Genomic DNA, 19,841 nt, shown 5'->3' on the forward strand with positions numbered 1-19,841 from the left:
CGGCTCACCAACCTACCCCGCCACCGGCTCCCTGACGAACCCGAACCGCTTCGGCACCTCGGCCTCGACGATGGGTTCGATGTCGATGTCGCGGCCGTCGTGGTGGAAGACGCCGAGCGCGGCGCCGCAGGCTTCGCCGTGCCAGTCGCTGGTGGTGCTGAAGGCGTCTAGGTCGTGGTCGTGCAGCACGGCGGCCTGTTCGCCCGGCACGCCGTCCACGGTGCCGCCCAGCACCACGTTGCCGTGCTCGTCGACGAAGCATGACGACGGCGTGAACGCCTGTCCCGTCGATGTGGCTAGCGCGCCGTTGTGCAGCCGCGCCACCCACGGCGTGTAGGCCAGCGACACGAACACGCGCTGCGGTCCGTTCTGGAAGTACCACGCGCCGTGGGTGTCGCGCGTGTAGTTGCGCTCGATGAAGCCGATCAGCGCCGCGTGGCGGATCGGGTCGCCCGACAGCCCGTGCTGCTGCGCGAACTCGTTGCGCATGCGCCATTGGCCGCGCCGGTCCAGCGCCAGCCAGCCGAAGCAGTTCGGCACGTTGGGCCAGCGGGCCATGGCCTGCTTGACTACCTCGTCCATGATGTCTCCCCCTGTATGCCGACGCTGTCGAAGAAGCCCAGGATGCGCCCCGGCAGCCAGTCGATGTGCCCGGCCAACGGCAGCAGCGGCAACTGGCCCAGCAGGCCGCCGCGCGGTGTCATGAAGCCCACGTGGCCGCCGTGTTCGGGCTGCTCCAGCAGCACGTCGGCGCTGACGTCGGCCGGCCCGGGCAGGTGCCGGCCCGGCAGGAACGGGTCGTTGCGGGCGTTCAGCACCAGCGTCGGAATGCGGATCTCGCCCAGGATCGGCTTGCTGGCCGCGCGCGCCCAGTAGTCGTCGGTGTCCTTGAAGCCGTGCAGCGGCGCGGTGACGATGTTGTCGAACGCGTACAGGTCGCGGCTGCGCAGCATCGCGTCGCGGTCGAACAGGCCCGGGAACTGGTCCAGCTTGGCCAGCGACTTGCGCTTGAGCGTCTGCAGGAACATCCGCGTGTAGAGCATGTTGAAGCCGCTGGACAGCGCCGCGCCACCCGCTGCCAGGTCCAGCGGGGCCGAGATGGCCGCCGCCGCGCGCAGGAAGCCGGCATCGCGGCCGTCCTCGCCCAGAAAGCGCAGCAGCGCGTTGCCGCCCAGCGAGATGCCGACGGCCAGCATCGGCCGGTCGGGCCCGCTGCGCGGTTGGCCGCGCAACTGGTCCCGCAGCCGGTGCAGCACCCAGCGGATCTCGGCCGAATCGCCCGAATGGTAGAAGCGAGGCGCCTGGTTCAGCTCGCCGGAGCAGCCGCGGAAGTGCGGGATCACGCCCTGCCAGCCGCGCTCGCGCAGCGCGGTCATCAGCGTCTGGGCGTAGTGGCTGTTGGAATCGCCCTCCAGGCCGTGGAACATCACCACCAGCGGCGCGTCCGGCGCGGCGGGGTGGGTGGTCCAGTCAAGGTCGATAAAGTCGCCGTCGGGCGTGTTCCAGCGTTCGCGCCGGAAGCCGATGCGGCGGTAGCGGGTAAAGCGGGCCGGCAGGATGGTCTGCGCGTGGCCGCCGCGCAGCCACCAGGGCGTGTGGAACGTGTCGCCGAACGGCATGGCCCGCATGGGCGTCAGTGCAGGGCCTGTCCCGGCGCGGCGGCCACGGCGGCCACCTGCACCGCGTTGGCCGGGCTGCAGTGGATGTGGGCCAGGCGCCAGCCCTCGTGGTTCTGCATCAGCACGTACGTGGTGTGCACGAACAGGTCGGCTTCCACGCGGCCTTCGCCAAAGCGCAGCGCCTCGGTGACGTCGAAGATCGACACGCCCAGCGACGCATGGCTGCTGGTCTCGATGGCGTCGATCAGCACCGGCTGCTCTTCCAGCAGCTGGGCAAACGCCTGGCGCAGGCTGTCATGGCCGATCAGACGCTGGCCGTCGGGCATGATGCACGTGATCGAGTCTTCGTCCAGCCAGAGCCGCAGCGCGCCATCGGCGTCGCGCAATTTCATGGCTTCACGGAAGGCATCGACGATGTCTTCGGCGGAATCGAACAGGCGGGCGAAACGGGGCATGTTGGTTGGATCAGGGACGGTGCAGGAGCTTGCGCAACTCGACGAACACCATTTCGGGCTCGATTTCCTTCAGGCAGCGCAGGTGGCCCAGCGGGCACTCGCGCTTGAAGCAGGGGCTGCACTCGAGTTGAAGCCACATGATACTCGCTGCCTGTGACAGCGGGGGCGTATGGCGGGGGTCGCTCGACCCGTAGACGGCCACCTGCGGCCGGTTCAGCGCGGCGGTCACGTGCATCAGGCCCGAGTCGTTGCAGACGGCGGCCTCGGACAGGGCCAGCAGGTCCACCGCGTCGTCCAGCGACGTCTGGCCGCACAGGTTGCGCACGAACGGCGCGCCCTGGACGATGGCCTCGGCAATCTCGGCATCCTTGGCCGACCCCAGCGTGACGATCTGCGCGTACGGGTACGACCGGCGCAGCATCTGCGCCAGCGCGGCAAAGTGCGCGGCCGGCCAGCGCTTGGCCGGGCCGAACTCGGCGCCGGGGCAGAACGCGATCACGCGGGTGCCGGGGGCAATGCCGAAGCGTCCGGCCGTGGCGGCCATGCGCGCCGGATCGACCTTGAGTTGCGGATCGGGAACCGACTCGGGCAGCCGGGCGCCGGGCTTCAGCGCCAGCCGGGCGTAGTGTTCCACCATCGGCGGGCGCCGGTCGCGCGGCGGGTTCTTGTGGCGGATGTTCAGCATGCCGAAGCGCGCCTCGCCCCGGTAGCCGATGCGCAGCGGAATGCCGGCCAGGAACGGGATCAGCGACGACTTCAGCGAATTCGGCAGCACGTAGGCCACGTCGTAGCCTTCGTGCTTGAGCTGCTGCGCGAACATCAGCCGCGCGCTCAGCTGGAGCTTGCCGTGCGCGAGGTCGCTGGGGAATACCTTGCCGATCTCGGGCATGCGGGCCAGCACCGGCGCCACCCATTTGGGTGCCAGGGCGTCGATGACCAGGCGCGGGTGGCGCGACTTGAGCAGGGCGAACAGCGGCTGCGCCATCAGGGCGTCGCCGATCCAGTTGGGGGCGATAACGAGGGCTTTTCTCATGGAGTGGGTGGTACGCGGCCCTTTTCTTGTGCGGGGTGCCCGGGCATGTCAACGCCCCGGGGCGCGTGCGCGGCCCGGGGCGTGGGGAAGCATTGGCGTCGCGGCGCCGCGGTCAGTGGTGGCCCTTGAGCACGGTGCCCGGCTTGAGCTTGTACACGGTGCCGCAGTACGGGCACTTGACCTCGCCGGTATCCACCACGTCCAGGAAGACGCGGGGATGGTAGTTCCAGGCCGGCGTGTTGCCGGTGGGGCAGTGCAGCGGAATGTCTTCGGCGCCGATCTCGACGACGGTTGCGGTTTGCGTCATGGTGTTACGGTTGTCTTGCGGGGAATTCGGGATGGATGGCGCCGGATCAGACCAGCGTCAGCCACTTCTTGTACTTCTCGTCGGTGCCGCCCACGGCCGCGAAGAACGCGTCCTGGACGCGCTTGGTCACCGGGCCGCGACGGCCTTCGCCGATGACGCGGTCGTCCAGTTCGCGGATCGGCGTCACCTCGGCGGCGGTGCCGGTGAAGAACGCCTCGTCGGCGCAGTACATCTCGTCGCGCGTGATGCGCTTCTCGCGCACCTCGATGCCCAGGTCGCGGGCAATCGTCAGCGTGGCGTCGCGCGTGATGCCGTCCAGGCACGAGGCCAGGTCCGGCGTGTAGATCACGCCGTTGCGCACGATGAACACGTTCTCGCCGGAGCCTTCGCTCACGTAGCCATCGGTGTCCAGCAGCAGCGCCTCGTCGTAGCCCAGGCTGGTGGCTTCCTGGTTGGCCAGGATCGAGTTGATGTAGTAGCCGCTGGCCTTGGCGCGCACCAGCGACACGTTGACGTGGTGGCGCGTGAACGACGACGTCTTGACGCGGATGCCGCGCTCCAGCCCTTCCTCGCCCAGGTAGGCGCCCCAGGGCCAGGCGGCAATGGCCACGTGGATCGTGTTGCCCTTGGCCGAGACGCCCAGCTTTTCCGAGCCGATCCAGACCAGCGGGCGGATGTAGCACGACTCCAGGTTGTTGGCGCGCACCACCTCGCGCTGGGCGGCTTCGAGCGTGGCCTCGTCGAACGGCATCGCCATCTGGAAGATCTTGGCCGAATTGAACAGGCGGCGCGTGTGCTCCTTCAGGCGGAAAATCGCGGTGCCGTCCGGGGTCTTGTAGGCACGTACGCCCTCGAATACGCCCATGCCGTAGTGCAGGGTGTGCGTCAGCACATGAATCTTGGCGTCGCGCCATTCAATCAGCTTGCCGTCCATCCAGATCTTGCCGTCGCGATCTGCCATCGACATGGTCGTCTCCCCGTCACCAACAAAAGTCGTAAAGGCGCCATTGTAAGCCGGGGGGGCCTTGTGTGCCAACGCGGGGTGGCGTGCGCGCCGTTCTACAATCGCACGTTCCCTGTCCCGACCATCCGCGCCGTTCGTGTCCCGTTCCCCGCCCAGCCCCCCGACTCCGACATGCCGGACGGCGACGACCGCTGGCGCGACGCGCTGGGGGCGCTGGAGGCGCTGGCCGGCGGCGCGCCCGCCCCGGAGCCAGGCGCCGCGCGCCGGCTGGTCTGGGCGCTGACGCTGGGCGCCGATGGCGAGGTGGACGCCATCGAGCCGATGGAGCAGGCGTGGAGCGCGCGCGGCTGGAGCCGGCCGCGCCCCGTGCCACTGGCGCGCGTGGCCGCCGATGACGCCCTGCCGCCGTGGGATGCCCGCTTGGCCCGGGCCATCCGGCGCGATACCTCCCGCAACCGCCGCCACGTGCTGGACCGCGCCGCCGCGGCGCTGGCGCTGGTCGGCCACCCGGCCGTGGTGCTGGCCCACGCGCCGACGATCCCGATGGAAGTGCTCGAAGCGACGCCCGCGCTGGAAGCCGTGCGCGAGGGCGACCGCTACCTGCTGCGCATCGTGCCGCCGCTGCGCGCCGCGAAGTCGATGGAGGATTTCCTGCCCGCCGCTGCCCGGCAGGAGGCCGAGGCGCTGCGCCACATCACCGTGCTGCAGGACGGCGCCCGCCGGCTGCGCGTGTACCGCTTCACCGCCGCCCAGGCCGAGGCCGCCACGCTGATGGCCGGCGGGCTGGCCGTGCCCGCCACCGCGCAGGCCCGGCTCGACAGCACGCTGCGGGCGCTGGCCGGGCACTTCCAGATCCATGCCGACAGCTCGGGCGAGGCCCGCGAGCGCGAGCCCGAAACGCGGCTGCGCGCCGAGGTGGCGCCGGTGGGGCGGGGCATCAGCCTGCGGCTGGTGGTCACGCCGCTGGGGCCGCTCGGGCCGCGCCTGGCGCCGGGCCACGGCCGGGCGAAGCTGATGGCGACGCTGGGCGGCGAGACGCTGGTCACCGATCGCCAGCTCGACGCCGAACTCGCGCACGTGGCCGAGGTCTTCGACGCGCTGCCCCGGCTGGTGCAGCTGGCGCCGGCCAGCGGCGAGCTGGCCTGGACGCTCGACGATCCCGAGGACGCGCTGACGGCCATCGAAACGCTGCCCGGCCTGCCGGGCGTGATCGACCTGGAATGGCCGCGCGGCCGCGAACTGCGCGTGCTGCCGGCCGACCTGCCGCAACTGGCGGTCAGCGTGGAATCGGGCAGCGAATGGTTCAAGCTGGTCGGCGAACTGCACGTGGCCGAGGGGCTGGTGCTGTCGCTGGAAAAGCTCGTGGCGTGGGCGCACGGCCACGCGGGCCGCTTCATCCCGATGGACCACGGCGTGTACGTGGCGCTGACGGCCCAGTTGCGCGACCGGCTGCGCGACCTGGCCGCCGTGGGCGATGGCGTGCGCGACGGCATCCGCGTGCCGCTGGTGGCCACGCCGTGGCTCGACGACGTGCTGGCCGGTGCCGGCGTCGATCCCGACGCGCACTTCCGCACGCGGGTGAAGCGGCTGCACGCGGCGCGCGCGCACGACGCCCCGGCGCCGCCCGCGCTGGCGGCCGAGCTGCGGCCGTACCAGCTGGAAGGCTATCGCTGGATGATGTCGCTGGCCGAGGCCGGCTTCGGCGCCTGCCTGGCCGACGACATGGGGCTGGGCAAGACGCTGCAGGCGCTGGCGCTGCTGGTGGCGCGCGCGCCCGGCGGGCCCGCGCTGGTGGTGGCGCCCACGTCGGTCTGCGGCAACTGGGCGGCCGAGGCGCGCCGGTTCGCGCCCACGCTGACCGTCCATGTCTACGCCGAGGGCGACCGCACGGCCATCGTCGGCGCGGCTGGCGCCGGGGATCTGGTCATCGTGTCGTACAACCTGCTGCAACAGGCGCGCCGCGATTTCTGCGCGCGGGGCTGGCACACCGTGGTGGCCGACGAGGCGCAGTCGTTCAAGAACCCGTCGTCGCGGCGCGCGCAGGCGATGTTCGCGGTGCCGGCCGACTGCCGCGTGGCGCTGTCCGGCACGCCCGTGGAAAACCGCCTGGCGGAACTGTGGGCCGTGATGCGGTTCTGCAACCCGGGGCTGCTCGGGTCGCTGGCCCGCTTCAACGAGCATTTCGCCAACCCCATCGAACGCAACGGCGCCCGCGAGCGCCGCGCGCGGCTGCGCCGGATGATCGCGCCATTCGTGCTGCGGCGGACCAAGGCGCAGGTGCTGGACGAACTGCCGCCGCGCACGGAACTGGTCATCCGCGTCACGCCCGAGCCGGCCGAGGCGGCCCATTACGAGGCGCTGCGCCGCCAGGCGCTGTCCGAGGCCGAACGCGCACTGCTGCGGCCACGCAAGCCGGCCAGGGCGCGCGCCACGCCGCCCGAGCCCGACGCCCGCATCCACGTGCTGGCGCAACTGATGCGGATGCGCCGCGCCGCCTGCGATCCCCGGCTGGCGACGCCGGAAACCGGGCATCCCGGCGCCAAGGTCCGCGCCTTTGCCGAACTGGCCGCCACGCTGGCCGCCAACGGCCATCGCACGCTGGTCTTCAGCCAGTTCGTCGACTTCCTGCAGTTGCTTCGCCAGCCGCTGGACGAGGCCGGGCTGGCCTGCCAGTACCTGGACGGCGCCACGCCCGCCGCTGAACGCACGCGCCGCGTGGCGGCATTCCAGGCGGGCGAGGGCGACGTCTTTCTGATCAGCCTGAAGGCCGGCGGCTTCGGCCTGAACCTGACGGCCGCCGACTACGTGGTCATCGCCGACCCCTGGTGGAACCCCGCCGCCGAAGACCAGGCCATGGGCCGCGCCCACCGCATCGGCCAGCAACGGCCGGTCACCGTCTACCGCCTGATCACGGCCGGCACCATCGAGGAACGCATCGTCGACCTGCATCAAGGGAAACGCGCGCTGGCCGAGGGCGTGCTGGACGCCACCGCCGACGAAGCCACCGGCCGCGAGGCGGCGCTGCTGGATGTGGATGAACTGGTGGGTTTGCTGCGGCGGTAGGGGTTTGGGGGCAGGCGGTGGGATGCGGGACAAGTCGTGGTTGCAACCGCCCGGCCCTCTCCCTAACCCTCTCCCGCAGGCGGGAGAGGGGACTGGTTTGTGGTGATTCGCCAGCGTTCGACTACCCCAAATCTCCCGCCGGTTTGCTCCCCTCTCCCGCCTGCGGGAGAGGGGGTTGGGGAGAGGGCCGGCCGCGCCAAATCTGATCGCGGTGCACCAAACGGTATACAACTGCGGCGTCATTGTGGTGCTTGGGAACGGGCGTGGATGGCAGTCGTAAACTCCGGCCCTCACCCCCGCACGCCTGTCCCGCTGGGCGGGAGCGGGAAGCACCCACCCGCTGGCCGGGCTGCCACAGCGTACACCACCCTGGCATAAATACTGCCTTGTGATTCTCCGAAACCTGAATATAGTATACCGAAACCCCCGCAAGCCAGCCGACCTGGCCCAAGCCCAAAAACGGAGCCCCCGTGACCCTGCCGCCCCCGACTGCCGCCAATCCGTCCGATGCATGCTGGCTGCCTGCCCATGTCGCCGCCGCGCAACTGGCGCGCGGCGAGACCACGGCGGTTGCGTTGGTGGATGCCTGTCACGCGGCCTGGCAGGCGCGGCATGCGGCGGTCAATGCGATGGTGCTGGCCGATTTCGAGGCGGCGCGCGAGGCGGCGGCGGGCAGCGATGCGCGGCGGCAGGCCGGGCGGACGCGCGGGCCGCTCGATGGCGTGCCGTTCTCGGTCAAGGAATCGTTCGACGTGGCCGGCTGGCCCACCACCTGCGGTGCGCCGGCGCGGGCCACCCATCGTGCCGCCGCCGATGCCGTGGTCGTCGAGCGCCTGCGCGCGCATGGCGCGGTGCTGCTTGGCAAGACCAACGTGCCGCTGGGCCTGCGCGACTGGCAGACCTACAACGCCGTCTACGGCACCACGCGCAATCCGCACGACCTGTCGCGTACGCCGGGCGGGTCGTCGGGCGGCAGCGCGGCGGCGGTCTGCGCCGGGATGAGCTATTTCGATATCGGGTCCGATATCGGCTCGTCGCTGCGCAACCCGGCCCACTACTGCGGCGTGTTCTCGCACAAGAGCAGCCACGGCATCGTGCCGTTGCGCGGTCATGGCAATGCCCAGGCGGGGTTTGCCGCCCAGGACATCAACGTGGCTGGCCCGGTGGCGCGCAGCGCGCGTGACCTGGAACTGGTGCTGCGGGCCATCGCCGGACCCGACGCCGCCGAGGGCGCCGCGTGGCGGCTCGACCTGCCGCCGTGCGACATCGCCCGGCTCGACGGCTTTCGCGTGGCCGTGCTGCCAACCCACCCGCTGGCCGAGGCCGACGCCGCCGTCAGCGGCGCCATCGAACGGCTGGGCCACTGGCTGGAGGCGGCGGGCGCGCAAGTGGCGTGGCACGTGCGGCCCGATTTCGATCCGGCCGAGCTGTGGCGCGTCTACGTGCTGCTGCTGCGCGCCACGACCTCGCTTTACATGGACGACGCCGCGTTTGCCGACGCCCTGGCGCGTGCCGGGCAGCCCGACGGCGACGATGCCGACTACGCCACGCTGCAGTTCACCGGCGCCGCGCTGAGCCACCGCCACTGGCTGCGGCTGCAGCCCGCGCGCGAGCGCTTTGCCCGCGCCTGGCACCGCTTCTTCGGCGACTACGACGTGCTGCTGTGTCCGGCCGCGTCCACCACCGCCTTTCCGCTCGACGAGCAGGGCGAGCCGTGGCAGCGGTCGATCACGGTCAACGGCCGGCCGTGGCCGCTGACGTCGCAACTGTTCTGGGCGGGCCATTCGGGCCTGTGCGGGCTGCCGTCGACGGTGGCGCCGATCGGGCCAGCCAGCGACGGGCTGCCCGTGGGCGTGCAGGTGGTGGCGGGCCGCTACCACGACCTCACGGCGCTGCGGTTTGCACAGTTGCTGGAGGACGCGGGCTTCGCGTTCCGCGCGCCGCGCATCTGAAGATCATCGCTACAAAAGGGGAGGGCGATCATGCTGGACTGGTTCAGGGAGTTGTCGCGCGCGGAGCGCAAGGGGTTCTACGGGGCGTTCCTGGGGCATGCGGTCGACGTATTCGACTTCATGATCTATTCGTTCCTGATCTCCACGCTGCTGGCGCAGTGGGGCATGAGCAAGTCGATGGCGGGCGCCATCGTGACGTGGACGCTGGTGTCGTCGCTGGTGGGCGCGGTGGGCGCCGGGCTGCTGGCCGACCGCTTCGGGCGGGTGCGGGTGCTGCGCTGGACCATCCTGGTCTTCGCGGTCTCGTGCTTCCTGTGCGGCATCGCCAATTCGCCGGAACAACTGATGGTGTTCCGGATGCTGCAGGGGCTGGGCTTTGGCGGCGAATCGTCGCTGTGCATGGTGCTGGTGACCGAACTGATCCGCAACCCGGCGCACCGCGGCAAGTATTCGGGCTTCACGGCCAGCAGCTATTCGTTCGGCTGGGGCGGGGCGGCCATCGCGTATGCCATCACGTTCAGCCTGTTCGAGCCGGAAGTGGCGTGGCGCGTGTGCTTCTTCCTGGGTATCCTGCCGGCGCTGGTGGTGGTCTACCTGCGCCGCAACCTGCAGGAGCCCGAGGTGTTCCTGAAGAGCCGGGCCGAGCGCGGCGCGGTGTCGCCGGGCGCCGACCTGGCGCGTGTGTTCCGCAAGCCGCTGCTGCGCAAGACCGTGCTGTGCAGCCTGCTGTCGGGCGGGATGCTGGGCGCCTACTACGCCATCGCCACGTGGCTGCCCACGTTTCTGAAGACCGAGCGCGGGCTGTCGGTGTTCGGCACCAGTTCCTACCTGGCCGTGACGATCCTGGGGTCGCTGGTCGGCTACGTGGCCGGCGCCTATGCCACGGACCGCTGGGGCCGGCGGCTGACCTACATCGCGTTCGCGGCCGGCGCGTTCGTGATGGCGATGATCTACATGGTGATCCCGGTCTCGAACACGTCGATGCTGTTCCTGGGCTTTCCGCTCGGGGTGCTGATGCAGGGCGTGTTCTCGGGCATCGGGGCGACGATCTCTGAGTCGTACCCGAGCAGCGTGCGCGCCACCGGCTACGGCGTGTCGTACAACCTGGGCCGGGTGATCGGATCGTTCTTCCCGCTGGCCGTGGGCTGGCTCAACAGCGGGCGCACGTCGCTGGCGCTGGCCATCGCCATGGTGGCCGGGGTGGGCTACGCGCTGGTGATGGTGTCGGCCGCGCTGCTGCCGGAGACGTCGGGCATCGACCTGAACCAGGCCGGCGGCGGCGACGACCACGACCCCGAGGCGGCCCGGCAGCCGGCCGTGGCGTCGGGCGCGCCGGCCGGCAAGCTGGCCTGAATGGCCGCCGGGACCCGTCCGGCGAGGGGCGGACCGCGGCCGTTTGACCTCGATACAACAGTTGCCCGGACACTTTTAAGCTGCTGCTTACCAGCGGCGGTCGCAGGCCTATAATGGCTGCTCCGCCATCGGCCACGCGCGTGCGTGGCCGATGGTCTTTCCTGACGGCAATGCCGCGCCAGACGGCCTGCCGTGCCTCTCTTCTCATCTCGCCATGACACCCCGAACGTCGTCCCCGGTGTGGTTGCGCCTTTGGCATCGGTTTGCCGAGGTGGAGCGCACTGCCTTTCTCGCGGGCGCGCGGTTCTTCGCGCCTTCCCTGCCCGCCGTGTTCTCGTGGGGCCTGGTCACCGGGGTGGCCATGAGCAAGTCGGCGCTGACCGTGCCGGAGGCCATCGGCATGTCGCTGCTGGTCTATGCCGGCTCCGCGCAGCTGGCGGTGCTGCCGCTGTTCGCGGCCGGCATGCCGATCTGGACGGTCTGGCTGACGGCGGCCGTGGTGAACCTGCGCTTCGTGATCTTCAGCGCCGCGCTGCAGCCGCATTTCAACTACCTGCCGGGATGGCGCCGCACGCTGCTGGGCTTCTTCAACGGCGACCTGCACTTCGTCTATTTCATGCAGCGCTATACCGAGCCGGGCCACGTGCCGGGCAAGGAAGGCTATTTCTGGGGCATGGCGCTGATCAACTGCGCCACGTGGCAGGTGTCGTCGATCATCGGCATCCTGCTGGCCAGCCTGTTCCCCGATAGCTGGGGCCTGGCGCTGGCCGGCACGCTGGCGCTGATCCCGGTGATGATCGCCACGATCAACTCGCGCTCGACGCTGATGGCGGTGGTGGTGTCGGCGGTGGTGGCGCTGCTCTGCTTCGACCTGCCGTACCGGCTGGCGCTGGTGCTGGCCGTGGTGGCCGCGATTGCCGCCGGCATGGCCAGCGACGAGATGGCCGCGCGGGCCACGCTGCGCGGCATCCGCGCGCGCCGGCGCGAGCAGCCGACCGGAGACCAGGCATGAGCCATGTGGAGACCTGGGTGGCCATCGTCGGCATGACCGTGGTGACGGTGCTGTCCCGCGCGCTGTTCCTGATGGCCGGCGAGCGCGTGACGGTGCCGGACCGCATCCAGCGCGCGCTGCGCTACGCACCGGCCGCCGCGCTGGCGGCCATCATCCTGCCGGACCTGCTGACCTTCGAGGGGCATTTCACGATCGCGCCGGGCAACGACAAGCTCATGGCCGGCATCGCCGCCACGCTGTGCTACGTGTTCACGAAGCGCATGGTCGGCATGATCGTGGTGGGCATGGTCGTCTACACCGCGCTGCGGCTGCTGGGCTAGGCCGCGTCGCGCGTGCGGCCGCCCGGCTCGGCCAGGATGCTGGCCAGCCGCGTGAGCAGGTGCGCCAGCTGCGCCTGCGTGCTGGTGCTGGTCTTGGTGAAGATGGCCTTCAGCTGCGAGCGCCCGGTCTCGCGCTTGATGCCGAGCTGCAGGCAGGCGTCGGGCAGGCCGATGCCGGTGGTCAGCAGCATCGCCAGCCGGTTCTCGGCCGGCGTCAAGCCATAAAGGTCGCGCAGCACGGCCGGCACCGCGCGGGGCGGCCCCTGGCTTTCGTGGATGGCCACCAGTACCGGCTGGCCCTCCCATTGCGACGGCAGCGAGAGCGACGGCGACAGCGCCACGGCCACGATCTGCGCGCCGCGGCCGTCGGCGCCGGTGGCCTGGATGGCCTGCGCCGGCTGCAGCGAGCCGGGGTCGCATAGCGCGCGCATCACATCGGCAAACGAGCGCGACAGCCGCCAGGCGTGGCCGTTGCCATTTCCGTTGCCATGCCCGCCGATATTTCCGCCGATATTCCCATGGTCCGGGCCGTCAGCCGCGCCGGGCACCTCCGAGCTCTCGCCCGGCAGCAGCCGCCGCGCCCAGGGCAGCCCCGCCGCGTTGGACAGCAGCAGCCGGCCCGATTCGGCGAACACCAGCACGCCGAACGGCAGCCGGTTGAGCAGGTCGGCCGACACATGGCCCTGCTGGGCCGCGGCGTGGGTGCGGTCGCGCAGCGCCAGCGCCTCGCGCAGGTGCGGGATGGCCCAGTCCAGCGCGCGGGCGTCGGCTTCCGCATAGCCTTCCTCGCCGGCCGGCCGCTGCAGCGCCAGGTAGATCCCGTGCGTGGGCCGGCGGTCGACCAGGCAGGCCATGACCGACGTCAGCGCGACGTCGTCGAGCGCCTGGCCGCGCAGCGGCGCGTGGCCGGTCTCCATGCCAGGCAGGTCGCGCCGGTCGATCTGCCAGCCGCCCACCGGCAGCACGCCGGCGAACGGCATGCCGCCGTGCACGCGGTACGGCGGCGGCAGGATGGCCAGGTTGTCCGGCGCGCGATTGACCAGATGGCGCACGTGGACGGTCTGGTGCCGGGTATCGAGCACCAGCAGGGACGCCTGGATGCTGCCGCTCCACTTGCACAGCGCGTAGAGACTGCGTTGCCATGCCAGGGGATCGAGCACCCCCTGGTAGAGACCGCGGATGGTCTCGTGCATGTCACCTTCGGTCATGCAGAAATCCTTTCTTCTAGCTTTTTTGTGTGATGAAACGAGCGCACGCACGCCGGCTGTCGCTCGCGTGGCGCTGTCCGTCGCTGACAGTGTTGACAATGGCCGCCCAATGGCGGGCCGCTAGGCGCCGTGAAGCGTGGTGGCGAGCCTGGTCAGGAGGTGGGTGAACTGCGCCTGGCTGGTGCAGCCGGTCTTCTGGAAGATCGACTTGAGCTGGGTGCGGGCGGTTTCATGGCGGATGCGCATGTGCCGGGCGGCATCGGGAAGACCTTCGCCGGTGGCCAGGCGCGATGCCAGGCGGGTCTCGGCGGGGGTCAGGGAGAACAGGTTGCGGAGCACGGTGTCCAGCAGGACCGACGGGGCGCCGGCCTCGTGCACGACGACCAGCGCCGCGGGGTGTTGCCAGGCCGAGGCAAAGGCGTGCGTGGCGGGCAGCGGCAGCACCAGCACGTCGGCCACGTTGCCGCTGGCGTCGGTGGCGCGGGCGGCCTGGGCGCCCAGCGGGTTGGCCGGGTCGCAGGCGGCCTGCACCATTTCCGGAAACGGGCGCGAAAGCTGCCAGCTGGCCGTCTTGCCGGCCGGATCGAGCCGGCGCGCCCAGCGTTCGCCGGCCATGTTGGCCAGCAGCAGGTGCCGGTCGGGCGTGTAGACGGCCACGGCAAAGTCCATCCGTTCGAGCAGCCGCGCCGACAGCGACGCCATCGTCGACAGCGCCAGCGTGCGGTCGCGCATGGCCACGGCGCTGCGCATGTGCGGGATGATCCAGTCCAGCCGGCGCGTGTCCTCGCCGGAGAACGTGTCCTGCGTCAGCGCGCGCTGCATCGAGAAATAGACCTCGTAGTGCGGCTGGCGCTCCACCAGGCAGGCCACGTACGATCGCAGCTCGAAGCGGTTGAAGAAATCGCGATAGAACGGGTGGCGCGCCATGGCCTGCGGGCCCAGGTCGCGCGCGTCGATGTACCAGGCGCCCGGCACCAGCCGGGGCGCGAAGTCCTTGGCCGGGTCGATGGCCTGGAATTCGTTCTCGTAGGTGGTGAACAGTTCGACCACCGGGTTGATCACCTCGTTGACGGTCACCTGGTCGCGCACGGTGTCCCACACCATCATCGACGCATGGGCGCTATCCGCGATCTCGGTCAGCGTGCGCAGGCTCTGGTGCCACGCGGCCGGATCGAGAACGCCTTCATACAATCCACGGATGGCGCCGTGGATGGCGGACTGCTCCATCTGACTACCCCCTTGCATTTAGCTACTTCAATCCTTCCCGCGTGTCCGTCGCGCACGTCCGGGGAATGGTTGGGCGCCGATCTGTGGCCGGCTGCCGACATCATGTACCAAAATTATCAAAAGTGGTTCGAGTGTCTGACAATGCATACGTTTAGTACATTAACCGTACATTAACCGAAGCGACCGTGCGCCGGGTCGCGAAACACGCCCTACTTCAGGGGGGTCTGCGCCGCCGGGGCCTGCCGCGCCACGCCCAGGGCCCGGATGGCCGCAAATTGGCCACCACGATCAGGTAAAATGCCGGCTTCCCCGACTTCTGTGGACGGATGTATGCCGTCCACGTCCCCGCGCTTACCGCCATGACCTCTGTCCTGCGTCTTTCCGATCTCATTTCCCAAGGCAACCTCTCCGGCAAGCGTGTGTTCATCCGCGCCGACCTGAACGTGCCCCAAGACGACGCCGGCAACATCACCGAAGACACGCGGATCCGCGCCTCGGTGCCGGCCATCCAGGCCTGCCTGGACGCCGGCGCGGCTGTGATGGTGACGTCACACCTGGGCCGCCCGACCGAGGGCGAGTTCAAGCCCGAGGATTCGCTGGCGCCCATCGCCACGCGCCTGTCCGAGCTGCTAGGCAAGCCCGTGAAGCTGGTGCAGAACTGGGTCGACGGCGTGGAAGTGGCGCCAGGCCAGGTGGTGCTGCTGGAAAACTGCCGCGTCAACAAGGGCGAGAAGAAGAACAGCGACGAACTGGCGCAGAAGATGGCCAGGCTGTGCGACGTCTACGTGAACGACGCCTTCGGCACCGCCCACCGCGCCGAAGCCACCACTCACGGCATCGCCAAGTTCGCCCCGGTGGCCTGCGCCGGCCCGCTGCTGGCCGCCGAGATCGACGCGCTGGGCCGCGCGCTGGGCCAGCCGGCCCGCCCGCTGGTGGCCATCGTGGCCGGCTCCAAGGTGTCGACCAAGCTGACGATCCTCAAGGCGTTGGCCGACAAGGTGGACAACCTCGTGGTAGGCGGCGGCATTGCCAACACGTTCATGCTGGCCGCCGGCCTGAAGATCGGCAAGTCGCTGGCCGAGGCCGACCTGGTGGGCGACGCCCGCGCCATCATCGACATCATGGCCGCGCGCGGCGCGTCGGTGCCGATCCCGGTGGACGTGGTCTGCGCCAAGGAATTCAGCGCCACGGCCGCCGCCACGGTCAAGGACGTCAAGGACGTGGCCGACGACGACATGATCCTGGACATCGGCCCGAAGACGGCCGCCATGCTGGCCGAGCAGCTCAAGGCCGCCGGCACCGTGGTCTGGAACGGCCCGGTCGGCGTGTTCGAGTTCGACCAGTTCGGCAACGGCACCAAGGTCCTGGCCGAGGCCATCGCGTCGTCGAAGGCGTTCTCGATCGCCGGCGGCGGCGACACGCTGGCCGCCATCGCCAAGTACGGCATTGCGGACCGCATCGGCTACATCTCCACCGGCGGCGGCGCCTTCCTGGAATTCCTGGAAGGCAAGACGCTGCCCGCCTTCGAGGTGCTGGAGCAGCGCGCCGCAGGCTGATCCGATCGCCCCGGACCGGGCCGGCGGGTTTGCCGGCCGGTCCGCCGACCCATCGTCCCCTGAAGCCCCCGAACAGGAACCCGCCCGAATGACTCGCTCCACCAAGATCGTCGCCACGATTGGCCCCGCGTCCAGCTCGCTGGACATGCTGACCCGCATGATCGCGGCCGGGGTTGACGTGGTGCGCCTGAATTTCTCGCACGGCACCGCGCAGGACCATATCGACCGCGCCCAGCTTGTGCGCGACGCCGCCGCCGCGTGCGGCCGCGAAGTGGCGATCATGGCCGACCTGCAGGGCCCCAAGATCCGCGTGGGCAAGTTCGAACAGGGCAAGGTCACGCTGAAGGCCGGCGACCCGTTCGTGCTGGATTCGGCCTGCGAGCTGGGCAACCAGGAGCGCGTGGGGCTGGACTACAAGGACCTGCCGCGCGACGTGGGCCCCGGCGACGTGCTGCTGCTCAACGACGGCCTGATCGTGCTGGTCGTGGACCGCGTGATCGGCCGCGAGATCTTCACCACCGTGCGCGTGGGCGGCGACCTGTCGAACAACAAGGGCATCAACCGCCAGGGCGGAGGGCTGTCGGCGCCGGCGCTGACCGCCAAGGACATGGAGGACATCAAGACCGCCATGGCCCTGGGCGCCGACTACGTGGCCGTGAGCTTCCCGAAGAACGCCACCGACATGGAAATGGCGCGCCAGCTTGCCAACGTGGCCGGCCAGCCCCATAACCGCAAGGCGCGGATGATCGCCAAGATCGAGCGGGCCGAAGCCATCCGCCCCGGCGTGCTGGAGGAAATCCTCGGCGCGTCGGACGGCATCATGGTGGCGCGCGGCGACCTGGCCGTGGAGGTGGGCAACGCCGCCGTGCCGGCGCTGCAGAAGCGCATGATCCGGCTGGCCCGCGAGGCCAACAAGCTGACGATCACGGCCACGCAGATGATGGAAAGCATGATCGTCAACCCGGTGCCGACGCGCGCCGAGGTGTCGGACGTGGCCAACGCTGTGCTGGACGGCACCGACGCGGTGATGACGTCGGCCGAGACCGCCGCCGGCCGGTATCCCGTGGAAACGGTGGAGGCCATGGCCGCGATCTGCCTGGAGGCCGAGAAGTCCGAGGTGGTGCAGCTTGACACCGATTTCCTGAACCAGACCTTCTCGCGCATCGACCAGTCGATCGCCATGGGGGCGCTGTTCACGGCCTATCATCTAGGCGTGAAGGCGATTGCCGCGCTGACCGATTCCGGCGCCACGGCCCTGTGGATGAGCCGCCACCGGATTCACGTGCCGATCTACGCCATGACGCCCAACCTGGCGTCGCAGCGCAAGATGCAGCTCTACCGCAATGTGGTGCCGCTGCCGCTGCAGTCGAGCACGGACCGCGACGAGGCGCTGGAGCAGGCCGAGGAACTGCTGCTGGCCCAGGGGGCCGTCCAGCACGGCGATTTCATCGTGCTGACGATTGGCGAGCCGATGGGCCAGGCCGGCGGCACGAACACGCTGAAGATCGTGCGGGTCGGCAGCAAGTTCAAGTAGCCCATGACGTCCGATGTGGCGTGGTGCACCGACGGCCCGCCACGGATGCGCGAACCTGCCCGGCGCAGCATCGACAAGAACACCGAGATACCCAAACCTTTCATTCAGGAGCAAGACATGCCACTCGTATCCATGCGCCAGTTGCTGGACCACGCCGCCGAGAACGGCTACGGCCTGCCGGCCTTCAACGTGAACAACCTTGAGCAGGTGCAGGCCATCATGCAGGCCGCCGACGAAGTGAACGCGCCGGTGATCATGCAGGCCTCCGCCGGGGCGCGCAAGTACGCTGGCGAGCATTTCCTGCGCCACCTGATCGAAGCGGCCGTGGAAGCCTACCCGCACATCCCCGTGGTGATGCACCAGGATCACGGCCAGTCGCCGGCCATCTGCCAGGGCGCCATCGACCTGGGCTTCTCGTCGGTGATGATGGACGGCTCGCTCAAGGAAGACGGCAAGACCCCGTCGGATTACGAGTACAACGTGGACGTGACCCGCAAGGTGGTGCAGCTTGCCCACGCCGTGGGCGTGACCGTGGAAGGCGAACTGGGCTGCCTGGGCTCGCTGGAAACCGGCGAGGCGGGCGAGGAAGACGGCATCGGCGCCGAGGGCAAGCTCGACCACTCGATGCTGCTGACGGACCCGGAGCAGGCCGCCGACTTCGTCAAGGCCACCCAGCTCGACGCGCTGGCCATCGCCATCGGCACCTCGCACGGCGCCTACAAGTTCACGCGCAAGCCCACGGGCGACATCCTGGCGATCAGCCGGATCAAGGAAATCCACGCCCGCATCCCGAACACCCACCTGGTGATGCACGGCTCGTCGTCGGTGCCGCAGGAGCTGCTGGAGGAAATTCGCAAGTTCGGCGGCGACATGAAGGAAACGTACGGCGTGCCGGTCGAGGAAATCCAGGAAGCGATCAAGTACGGCGTGCGCAAGATCAACATCGACACCGACATCCGCCTGGCCATGACCGGCGCGATCCGCCGCTTCTTTGCCGAGAACCCGAGCAAGTTCGACCCGCGCGAGTACCTGAAGCCGGCCCGCGAAGCCGCCAAGCTGGTCTGCAAGGACCGCTACGTGGCGTTTGGCTGCGAAGGCCAGGCCAGCAAGATCAAGGCCGTGTCGCTGACCGACATCGCCGGCCAGTACAAGTCGGGCAAGCTTGCCCAGGTCGTGCAGTAACCTGCCGTCCCCGCCGCCCCGCCGCGTGGCCGCCCGATGACGGGCGGGGCGCCCGGGGCGCTACCGTTTGATGGGGCTTCGGCTTGCGCGCGAAGCCCCGCCTGTTTTCCGCCGCACCCGCTTACCAACCATGCCTGACGCCCTCTACGAATCCTCCATCCAGTCCCTGCCGCTGCTCGGCAAGGGCAAGGTCCGCGACAACTACGCCGTTGGCGAGGACAAGCTGCTGATCGTGACGACCGATCGCCTGTCGGCGTTCGACGTGGTCATGGGCGAGCCGATTCCGGCCAAGGGTCGCGTGCTGAACCAGATGGCCAACTTCTGGTTCCGCCGGCTGGCCCACATCGTGCCGAACCACGAGACCGGCGTGACCGCCGAGAGCGTGGTGGCGCCCGAGGAAGTGGCGCAGGTGCAGGGCCGTGCCGTGGTGGTCAAGCGCCTGAAGCCGATCCTGGTGGAAGCGGTGGTGCGCGGCTACCTGGCCGGCAGCGGCTGGAAGGACTACCAGGCCACCGGCAAGGTCTGCGGCATCGCGCTGCCGGCCGGCCTGCAGAACGCGCAGAAGCTGCCCGAGCCGATCTTCACGCCGGCGGCCAAGGCCGAGATGGGCGAGCATGACGAGAACATCTCGTTCGAGGAAGTCGAGCAGCGCATCGGCAAGGACCTGGCCGCAAAGATGCGCGACATCTCGATCCGGCTGTACAAGGAAGCGTCGGAATACGCGGCCACGCGCGGCATCATCATCGCCGACACCAAGTTCGAGTTCGGCCTGGACGCCGACGGCACGCTGACGCTGATGGACGAGGTGCTGACCGCCGATTCGTCGCGCTTCTGGCCGGCCGATTCGTACCAGGTGGGCACCAACCCGCCGTCGTTCGACAAGCAGTTCGTGCGCGACTGGCTGGAGGCCGTGCGCATCGACGGCAAGCCGTGGCCCAAGACCGCCCCGGCCCCCCAACTGCCCGACGACGTGGTGCAGAAGACGGCGGACAAGTACAAGGAAGCACTGACCCGCCTGACCGGCGAGCAACTGCAGTAAGGCGAAGGGCGCGAACG

17 protein-coding genes are annotated in these 19,841 nt (G+C 69.7%); 9 read left to right on the forward strand and 8 right to left on the reverse strand.

What is annotated here, in order from left to right; translation table 11 throughout:
- Positions 1-12: 12 nt before the first annotated feature.
- The 6 genes from EPAKOI_RS02350 to EPAKOI_RS02375 form a co-directional block, all read right to left on the reverse strand.
- Positions 13-582: a DUF2946 family protein gene (locus EPAKOI_RS02350; protein WP_423192862.1), complete on the reverse strand. Its 570-nt coding sequence runs from the start codon at positions 580-582 to the stop codon at positions 13-15.
- Positions 570-1,619, reverse strand: a complete 1,050-nt coding sequence (locus EPAKOI_RS02355) for a YheT family hydrolase (protein WP_124682368.1) — start codon at positions 1,617-1,619, stop codon at positions 570-572. The genes EPAKOI_RS02350 and EPAKOI_RS02355 overlap by 13 nt, the downstream gene beginning before the upstream one ends.
- 14 nt (positions 1,620-1,633) lie before the next feature.
- Positions 1,634-2,074: a YybH family protein gene (locus EPAKOI_RS02360; RefSeq protein WP_124682367.1), complete on the reverse strand. Its 441-nt coding sequence runs from the start codon at positions 2,072-2,074 to the stop codon at positions 1,634-1,636.
- A gap of 10 nt (positions 2,075-2,084) precedes the next feature.
- A complete protein-coding gene (waaF, locus tag EPAKOI_RS02365) occupies positions 2,085-3,107 on the reverse strand; it encodes a lipopolysaccharide heptosyltransferase II (protein ID WP_423192863.1) in 1,023 nt (340 codons plus the stop codon).
- A gap of 112 nt (positions 3,108-3,219) precedes the next feature.
- Positions 3,220-3,414 carry a zinc-finger domain-containing protein gene (locus EPAKOI_RS02370; RefSeq protein WP_029051276.1) on the reverse strand — a complete coding sequence of 65 codons (195 nt, stop codon included), beginning with the start codon at positions 3,412-3,414 and terminating at the stop codon, positions 3,220-3,222.
- 46 nt (positions 3,415-3,460) lie between these two features.
- The gene (locus EPAKOI_RS02375; RefSeq protein WP_124682365.1) at positions 3,461-4,381 is read right to left on the reverse strand and encodes a branched-chain amino acid transaminase; all 921 of its coding nucleotides are present in this window, start codon (positions 4,379-4,381) and stop codon (positions 3,461-3,463) included.
- 168 nt (positions 4,382-4,549) lie between these two features.
- On the opposite strand from EPAKOI_RS02375, the gene EPAKOI_RS02380 reads away from it, so the two are divergent.
- The 5 genes from EPAKOI_RS02380 (at position 4,550) to EPAKOI_RS02400 (ending at position 12,078) form a co-directional block, all read left to right on the forward strand.
- Positions 4,550-7,441, forward strand: a complete 2,892-nt coding sequence (locus tag EPAKOI_RS02380; RefSeq protein WP_423192864.1) for a DEAD/DEAH box helicase — start codon at positions 4,550-4,552, stop codon at positions 7,439-7,441.
- Positions 7,442-7,917: 476 nt separating this feature from the next.
- Entirely contained in the window at positions 7,918-9,393 is a 1,476-nt protein-coding gene (locus EPAKOI_RS02385; protein ID WP_423193475.1) for an amidase, read from the forward strand.
- A 30-nt stretch (positions 9,394-9,423) separates the two neighbouring features.
- Positions 9,424-10,746 carry an MFS transporter gene (locus EPAKOI_RS02390; RefSeq protein ID WP_124682362.1) on the forward strand — a complete coding sequence of 441 codons (1,323 nt, stop codon included), beginning with the start codon at positions 9,424-9,426 and terminating at the stop codon, positions 10,744-10,746.
- A gap of 214 nt (positions 10,747-10,960) precedes the next feature.
- Positions 10,961-11,758, forward strand: coding sequence for an AzlC family ABC transporter permease (locus EPAKOI_RS02395; RefSeq protein ID WP_423192865.1), 798 nt, complete (start codon positions 10,961-10,963; stop codon positions 11,756-11,758).
- On the forward strand, positions 11,755-12,078 hold the full coding sequence (locus EPAKOI_RS02400; protein WP_423192866.1) for an AzlD domain-containing protein: 324 nt from the start codon (positions 11,755-11,757) through the stop codon (positions 12,076-12,078). The genes EPAKOI_RS02395 and EPAKOI_RS02400 overlap by 4 nt, the downstream gene beginning before the upstream one ends.
- Here EPAKOI_RS02400 and EPAKOI_RS02405 read toward each other — a convergent pair.
- Together EPAKOI_RS02405 and EPAKOI_RS02410 are read right to left on the reverse strand one after the other, a co-directional pair.
- Entirely contained in the window at positions 12,075-13,286 is a 1,212-nt protein-coding gene (locus EPAKOI_RS02405) for a helix-turn-helix transcriptional regulator (RefSeq protein WP_423192867.1), read from the reverse strand. The genes EPAKOI_RS02400 and EPAKOI_RS02405 overlap by 4 nt on opposite strands.
- 120 nt (positions 13,287-13,406) lie before the next feature.
- Positions 13,407-14,513: a helix-turn-helix transcriptional regulator gene (locus EPAKOI_RS02410; protein ID WP_423192868.1), complete on the reverse strand. Its 1,107-nt coding sequence runs from the start codon at positions 14,511-14,513 to the stop codon at positions 13,407-13,409.
- A gap of 359 nt (positions 14,514-14,872) precedes the next feature.
- Between EPAKOI_RS02410 and EPAKOI_RS02415 the strand changes: the two genes are divergently transcribed.
- The 4 genes from EPAKOI_RS02415 (at position 14,873) to EPAKOI_RS02430 (ending at position 19,824) form a co-directional block, all read left to right on the forward strand.
- Positions 14,873-16,069: a phosphoglycerate kinase gene (locus EPAKOI_RS02415; RefSeq protein WP_313837753.1), complete on the forward strand. Its 1,197-nt coding sequence runs from the start codon at positions 14,873-14,875 to the stop codon at positions 16,067-16,069.
- Between the two features lie 88 nt (positions 16,070-16,157).
- Positions 16,158-17,603: a pyruvate kinase gene (gene pyk / locus EPAKOI_RS02420; protein WP_313837754.1), complete on the forward strand. Its 1,446-nt coding sequence runs from the start codon at positions 16,158-16,160 to the stop codon at positions 17,601-17,603.
- A 117-nt stretch (positions 17,604-17,720) separates the two neighbouring features.
- Positions 17,721-18,785: a class II fructose-bisphosphate aldolase gene (gene fba, locus EPAKOI_RS02425; RefSeq protein ID WP_124682356.1), complete on the forward strand. Its 1,065-nt coding sequence runs from the start codon at positions 17,721-17,723 to the stop codon at positions 18,783-18,785.
- Between the two features lie 130 nt (positions 18,786-18,915).
- Complete coding sequence (locus EPAKOI_RS02430; protein WP_313837756.1) at positions 18,916-19,824, forward strand: phosphoribosylaminoimidazolesuccinocarboxamide synthase; 909 nt, start codon at positions 18,916-18,918, stop codon at positions 19,822-19,824.
- The last annotated feature ends 17 nt before the right edge of the window (positions 19,825-19,841 follow it).

It is taken from the genome of Cupriavidus sp. H18C2 (genome assembly GCF_049393795.1).
Classification (GTDB): Bacteria; Pseudomonadota; Gammaproteobacteria; order Burkholderiales; family Burkholderiaceae; genus Cupriavidus; species Cupriavidus pauculus_C.

Excerpts from the sequence above, each read along its gene's own strand:
- EPAKOI_RS02350 (WP_423192862.1), bottom strand. The coding sequence starts at position 582 with ATGGACGAGGTAGTCAAGCAGGCCATGGCCCGCTGGCCCAACGTGCCG.
- EPAKOI_RS02355 (WP_124682368.1), bottom strand. The coding sequence starts at position 1,619 with ATGCCGTTCGGCGACACGTTCCACACGCCCTGGTGGCTGCGCGGCGGC.
- EPAKOI_RS02360 (WP_124682367.1), bottom strand. The coding sequence starts at position 2,074 with ATGCCCCGTTTCGCCCGCCTGTTCGATTCCGCCGAAGACATCGTCGAT.
- waaF (WP_423192863.1), bottom strand. The coding sequence starts at position 3,107 with ATGAGAAAAGCCCTCGTTATCGCCCCCAACTGGATCGGCGACGCCCTG.
- EPAKOI_RS02370 (WP_029051276.1), bottom strand. The coding sequence starts at position 3,414 with ATGACGCAAACCGCAACCGTCGTCGAGATCGGCGCCGAAGACATTCCG.
- EPAKOI_RS02375 (WP_124682365.1), bottom strand. The coding sequence starts at position 4,381 with ATGTCGATGGCAGATCGCGACGGCAAGATCTGGATGGACGGCAAGCTG.
- EPAKOI_RS02380 (WP_423192864.1), top strand. The coding sequence starts at position 4,550 with ATGCCGGACGGCGACGACCGCTGGCGCGACGCGCTGGGGGCGCTGGAG.
- EPAKOI_RS02390 (WP_124682362.1), top strand. The coding sequence starts at position 9,424 with ATGCTGGACTGGTTCAGGGAGTTGTCGCGCGCGGAGCGCAAGGGGTTC.
- EPAKOI_RS02395 (WP_423192865.1), top strand. The coding sequence starts at position 10,961 with ATGACACCCCGAACGTCGTCCCCGGTGTGGTTGCGCCTTTGGCATCGG.
- EPAKOI_RS02400 (WP_423192866.1), top strand. The coding sequence starts at position 11,755 with ATGAGCCATGTGGAGACCTGGGTGGCCATCGTCGGCATGACCGTGGTG.
- EPAKOI_RS02405 (WP_423192867.1), bottom strand. The coding sequence starts at position 13,286 with ATGACCGAAGGTGACATGCACGAGACCATCCGCGGTCTCTACCAGGGG.
- EPAKOI_RS02410 (WP_423192868.1), bottom strand. The coding sequence starts at position 14,513 with ATGGAGCAGTCCGCCATCCACGGCGCCATCCGTGGATTGTATGAAGGC.
- EPAKOI_RS02415 (WP_313837753.1), top strand. The coding sequence starts at position 14,873 with ATGACCTCTGTCCTGCGTCTTTCCGATCTCATTTCCCAAGGCAACCTC.
- pyk (WP_313837754.1), top strand. The coding sequence starts at position 16,158 with ATGACTCGCTCCACCAAGATCGTCGCCACGATTGGCCCCGCGTCCAGC.
- fba (WP_124682356.1), top strand. The coding sequence starts at position 17,721 with ATGCCACTCGTATCCATGCGCCAGTTGCTGGACCACGCCGCCGAGAAC.
- EPAKOI_RS02430 (WP_313837756.1), top strand. The coding sequence starts at position 18,916 with ATGCCTGACGCCCTCTACGAATCCTCCATCCAGTCCCTGCCGCTGCTC.